Annotated in this window: 3 protein-coding genes and 1 pseudogene; 3 read left to right on the forward strand and 1 reads right to left on the reverse strand. The window is 45.3% G+C overall.

The genetic code is table 11. The annotated features are described in order from the left end of the window. Window positions 1-124: 124 nt before the first annotated feature. Entirely contained in the window at window positions 125-1,291 is a 1,167-nt protein-coding gene (locus tag WBA89_RS04315) for a pyridoxal phosphate-dependent aminotransferase (protein WP_424404298.1), read from the reverse strand. 237 nt (window positions 1,292-1,528) lie between these two features. On the opposite strand from WBA89_RS04315, the gene WBA89_RS04320 reads away from it, so the two are divergent. The 3 genes and pseudogenes from WBA89_RS04320 (at window position 1,529) to WBA89_RS04330 (ending at window position 5,190) form a co-directional block, all read left to right on the forward strand. After that, window positions 1,529-2,041 carry an adenine phosphoribosyltransferase gene (locus WBA89_RS04320; RefSeq protein WP_424404299.1) on the forward strand — a complete coding sequence of 171 codons (513 nt, stop codon included), beginning with the start codon at window positions 1,529-1,531 and terminating at the stop codon, window positions 2,039-2,041. A 207-nt stretch (window positions 2,042-2,248) separates the two neighbouring features. Then, complete coding sequence (locus WBA89_RS04325; protein WP_424404300.1) at window positions 2,249-3,289, forward strand: ABC transporter permease; 1,041 nt, start codon at window positions 2,249-2,251, stop codon at window positions 3,287-3,289. Window positions 3,290-3,585: 296 nt separating this feature from the next. Next, a pseudogene (locus WBA89_RS04330) lies at window positions 3,586-5,190 on the forward strand (leucine-rich repeat domain-containing protein). The last annotated feature ends 156 nt before the right edge of the window (window positions 5,191-5,346 follow it).

Here is a 5,346-nt window from a genome sequence, read left to right on the forward strand (position 1 = left end):
AGTCAACAGTCAACAGTCATTTGCTACTAATGACTAATGACTAATGACTAATGACTAATGACTAATGACTAATGACTAATGACTAATGACTAATGACTAATGACTAATGACTAATGACTAATTTTTAGATGCTTCCGACAAATTTATCGAGCCTTTCTACAGCTTTTTTAATTGTGTCTAAATCGGTGGCGTAAGATAAACGAATGTGGTCGTCTGCACCAAAGGAAATTCCGGGAATAACTGCTACTTGTTGCTGTTCTAGGAAAGCGTCGGAAAATTCCAGAGAAGTCATTCCCGTTTTGCTGATGTTGACAAACATATAGAAAGCACCGTCTGGTTTGATGCAGCTAATTCCGGGAATGGCATCGAGCAATTCAAATATTACCTCACGCCGATCGGCAAAAGCTAGTCGCATTTTTTCGACAGACTCTTGGCTGCTTTCCAAAGCTGCGATCGCGCCGTACTGTGCAAAGGTACACACGTTTGAGGTACTGTGACCTTGAATGGTGCTGGTGGCTTTGATTACCTCCATCGGCCCGGCTAAATAGCCAATGCGCCAGCCTGTCATCGAGTAACCTTTGGCAAAACCGCTGCTAATCAGGGTGCGATCGAAAATTTCCTTGCCTAGGGAACCGATGCTGACGTGTTGAGCGCCGTCATATATAATTTTTTCGTAAATCTCGTCAGAAACGACTAAAATATCTCGATCGACTATCACCTGGGCCAGCGCTTTGATTTCGGCTGGAGTGTACACCATTCCCGTCGGGTTAGAAGGCGAATTGAGGACAAATAACTTGGTTTTGGGAGTAATCGCTCGGTTGAGCTGTTCCGGTGTAATTTTATATCCTGTAGAAGCATCTGTCCGTACAATTACGGGTGTGCCGCTGGCGAGTTTGACCATTTCTGGATAACTCACCCAGTAGGGAGCCGGAATAATTACTTCGTCTCCAAACTCAATCAGAGCCATCATCAGGTTGTAGAGGGAATGCTTGCCGCCGTTGGTGACAATGATATTTTCCGATTGATAGTTGAGATTGTTGTCGGATTGGAGTTTGCGGGCGATCGCAGCCTTTAACAGCGGTTCTCCAGCCACAGGCCCGTACTTAGTCTTCCCCGCGTCCAAAGCTTGCTTGGCCGCCGCTTTAATGTGTTCGGGGGTATCAAAGTCTGGTTCTCCCGTACTCAAACTACAGACATCTATTCCTGCGGCCTTCATGGCTTTCGCCTTAGCTGCGATCGCCAAGGTTATGGAAGGAGGAACCTCACCCACTCGTGCTGCCAACTCGATCATTGGATTTTAGATATTATATTTTTGACTTTAGATTATAGGTTGACAAATCTTGATATTCAAGCCTGTTGTTACAGAATTATGACATTTGTTTGCACAGTACGCAAAGGATTAAACAATTCAAAAATAAAAATTAAGAAAGTTATTAGTTTTAATTTTTATTTTTGAATTTTAAATTTTTCACGTTATTATTGTACCATTTTTGATGCCTCGTTACCCTCAACGCCGACCTGCAAGCTTATGGATCTCAAATCTCTGATTCGCGACATTCCTGATTTCCCGAAGCCGGGAATCATGTTTCGAGATATTACAACTTTGCTGAGCAACCCGCAAGGGCTGAGCTATGCCATTGACAGCTTAGCCGAAAAATGCTCTGCAATGTCTGCTGACTATATAGTGGGCATGGAATCGCGGGGCTTTATATTTGGCACGCCTTTGGCTTATAAAATGGGATTGGGCTTTATTCCTGTCCGCAAGCCGGGAAAACTGCCAAGTGCGGTTCATTTTGCTGAGTACGAGTTGGAGTACGGTGTCGATCGGCTGGAGATGCACCGAGACGCGATGGCATCGGGCAGCCGGGTGCTGGTTGTGGACGATTTAATCGCCACTGGCGGAACGGCGGCAGCAACGGCTAAGCTGTTGCAGCAAGCTGGTTGCGAGCTTGTCGGTTTTGCTTTTGTCATCGAATTGCAGGCTTTGGGAGGCAGGCAGAAATTGCCGGATGTGCCAATTGTTACCTTGGTTGAGTATTAGTCAGTAGTCATCAGTCATTAGTCATCAGTCATTAGTGATCAGTCATTAGTGATTGTCGGGTGCGTCAGGGGGGCTGAATGTGACGATAACCTACTCAAAAATCGCCCCCGACGCACCCGACGGGCTGTTGAATGCTGGTATTTATGAATCATTAAAAATTCTTCAATTCTTCAATTCTTCAATCTTTAATCTTCAATCTAAAATCGCATGGCTTCTATTAAGTTGAATCGAAATTCGCGAATATTGAGTTCTGTGTTTGGCAGCGAGACATTTACTTATGTAGTCAAGCGACTGTTGCAGGCACTTTTAACCTTATTTTTAGCATCGGCTCTTTGTTTTGCAATTATTGAGTTGGCACCGGGAAATTACTTAGATACTTTGAGCCAAAATCCCAAGATTTCGCCGGAAACACTCAAGCAACTCGAACAGCAATTCGGCTTAGATAAACCAGCGATTGTGCAGTATTGGCTGTGGCTGAAACAAATTGTGACACAGGGGAATTTTGGCACGAGTTTTGTGTATCAGCGATCCGTAGCGTCGCTGCTGTGGGAAAGAGTACCGGCGACGCTGTTAATGGCGATCGCATCTTTGATTGTAACTTGGGCGATCGCGCTTCCTCTGGGAATAGTCGCCGCCGTCAATCAAAACCGCACAGTCGATCGAGTTTTGCAAGTAGTCAGCTACACAGGCCAGGGATTTCCCAGCTTTATCACAGCCTTGCTGCTGCTATTTTTCGCACAAAACACTTCGCCTCTGTTTCCCGTCGGAGGAATGACAAGTATCGATCACGCAGACTTACCTTGGTGGGGTCAAATCCTCGATTACGGCTGGCACTTAATTTTGCCAACTGTCGCCCTCAGCCTTACTGGTTTTGCTGGTTTGCAAAGATTGATGCGCGGACAATTATTGGACGTGCTGCGTCAAGATTACATCCGAACAGCACGGGCGAAAGGTTTGCCGGACGATCGAGTAATTTACGTTCACGCTTTGCGGAATGCGGTTAATCCCTTGGTGACGCTGTTGGGTTTTGAGTTTGCTAGTTTGTTGAGCGGCGCGTTTATTGCGGAATATTTCTTTAATTGGCCGGGTTTGGGAAAGCTGACTCTGGAGGCGGTGAACAATCAAGATTTGTATTTAGTAATGGCGAGTTTGATGATGGGTGCAACAATGTTGATTGTGGGTAATTTATTTGCAGATTTGCTGCTAAAAGCTGTCGATCCTCGGATCAAGCTGGAAGATTTGAAATAGTAGACTTAATTCAGTAACAGAAGGTACGCAAGGGCGATTTGTAATAGTCAACAGTCCACAGTCCACAGTCCACAGTATTCCCATTATCCATGCCCCATGCCCCATTACCCATCTCGTAGTGTTTTATGTCAGAAAAACAACCACACGAGCCAATGAGTTTTAGCCGCTTTGCCGACTGGTGCAGGCATATTGACAGTCTTTCAAAACTGGCAAGACACGCAGTTGAAGCGTTGTTACACCAGGCTGGCACTGATGACGCTGAAGCTGCGGAACGGATACTTTTAAGCATGACAGAAATGGATCTGTGTGGCTATCAAATTACCGACATCAGCGCCTTGCGCTCGCTCACCAATCTGACAACACTGAATCTCACCCTCAATAAAATTACCGATATCAGCTCCCTCGGCTCGCTCACCAATCTGACAACACTCAATCTCAACTACAATCAAATTACCGATATCAGCTTCCTAGGCTCGCTCACCAATCTGACAACACTGCATCTGGGCTACAATAAAATTACCGATATCAGCTCCCTCGGCTCGCTCACCAATCTGACAAGACTGGATCTCGACAAGAATGAAATTACCGATTTCAGCTTCCTCGGCTCGCTCACCAATCTGACAGAACTCAATCTCAACTACAATCAAATTACCGATATCAGCTTCCTAGGCTCGCTCACCAATCTGACAACACTGGATCTCAACAACAATGAAATTACCGATATCAGCGCCTTGCGTAAGCTCACCAATCTGACAGAACTCAATCTCTACGAGAATAGAATTACCGATATCAGCGCCTTGCGTAAGCTCACCAATCTGACACAACTGAATATCGAGGGTAATCAAATTACCGATCTGTGCGTGTTAGGCCTCCTCGCACAGAAACGTCTTACTCTCTCGACTAGACCAATTGATGGTCAAAAAGCCACAGAAGCCATCAAAGTTGTCTATGCCGCTATTGGCCTAGAAGAACCCGAAGTTATTATTTGCAGCAGTCCCCGCGACGTTTGTCCCCAAATCTTCAAAAGGCTCAAACGCGAGCATTCACAAAACTGCTCAGACGAATACAGCAATAGATTGGGGGAAAATTTAAACCAGATATGGATATCCCCTATGGAAGAATTTGCAATTTCGTGGGTGTGGGAGTATGAGCTCCATAGGATCACGATCGAGTCCGAAGCCGACAGCACGCTGCGTTCGGAAATGTACAAAGTGGTTGAGGAATATGCGCGATCGGAACAAACGATAGGGAATGTTTTTTCCAAAGATTTGTACTACCTTAAATACCCTCAAACCTCCACGACTTTGTTTAAAGAAATCTATTTAACTGAATTGTATATATCTTCAGGCGTCAATCTTTCCCAAAAGGCACAAGAAATACATCACTACCAAAAGCTGCTTTTCGAGCATTGCGGTTGGATATTTCCCTATGAAAAGATTTGCGCGGTGTGCGATCGCCCGCGCCACCTGCGCTTTGACAGTCAAAACCGCTTGCACGCGGAAGGAGAGCCTGCCATTGAGTTTGCGGACGGATGGAATTTTTACTATTATCACGGCGTCAGGTTGCCTGAAAAATACGGCCAACTCCACCCAAATTAATGGGAATCCCAATGGATTTTAGCAGAAGAGAATGCCGAGCTGAGGCGAGTGTTAATTCAAGGAATTGGTTACGCTCGCATGATTCAAGAATTGTCAGCAAAACAAATAGATAGTTGGCAGGAATATGCACTATTACAAATAGATAATGCCGATGTCGAGCCGATTTGTTTGTTAAAAATGACTTGTCCGAGTACGGGATTCATTCACGCTTTGAGAGTCCCACCTAACCTGACATCTGCTAGGGAGGCAATTGGCTGGGTAAATTGGGATGTTGATGCAAAGAAATTTTCCGTGCAGACTTGATAATGTATTTCCCTGTCTGGATGGTTATAGTCCAATACGGTTCACTTAAGACAGATCCCCCCTAACCCCCCTTAACAAGGGGGGGACAAGAATGCACTCAAAGTTCCCCTTCTTAAGGGGGATTTAGGGGGATCTCCGGGGCATAAATATGTTAAG

This window comes from Microcoleus sp., assembly GCF_049646505.1.
GTDB lineage: Bacteria > Cyanobacteriota > Cyanobacteriia > Cyanobacteriales > Microcoleaceae > Microcoleus.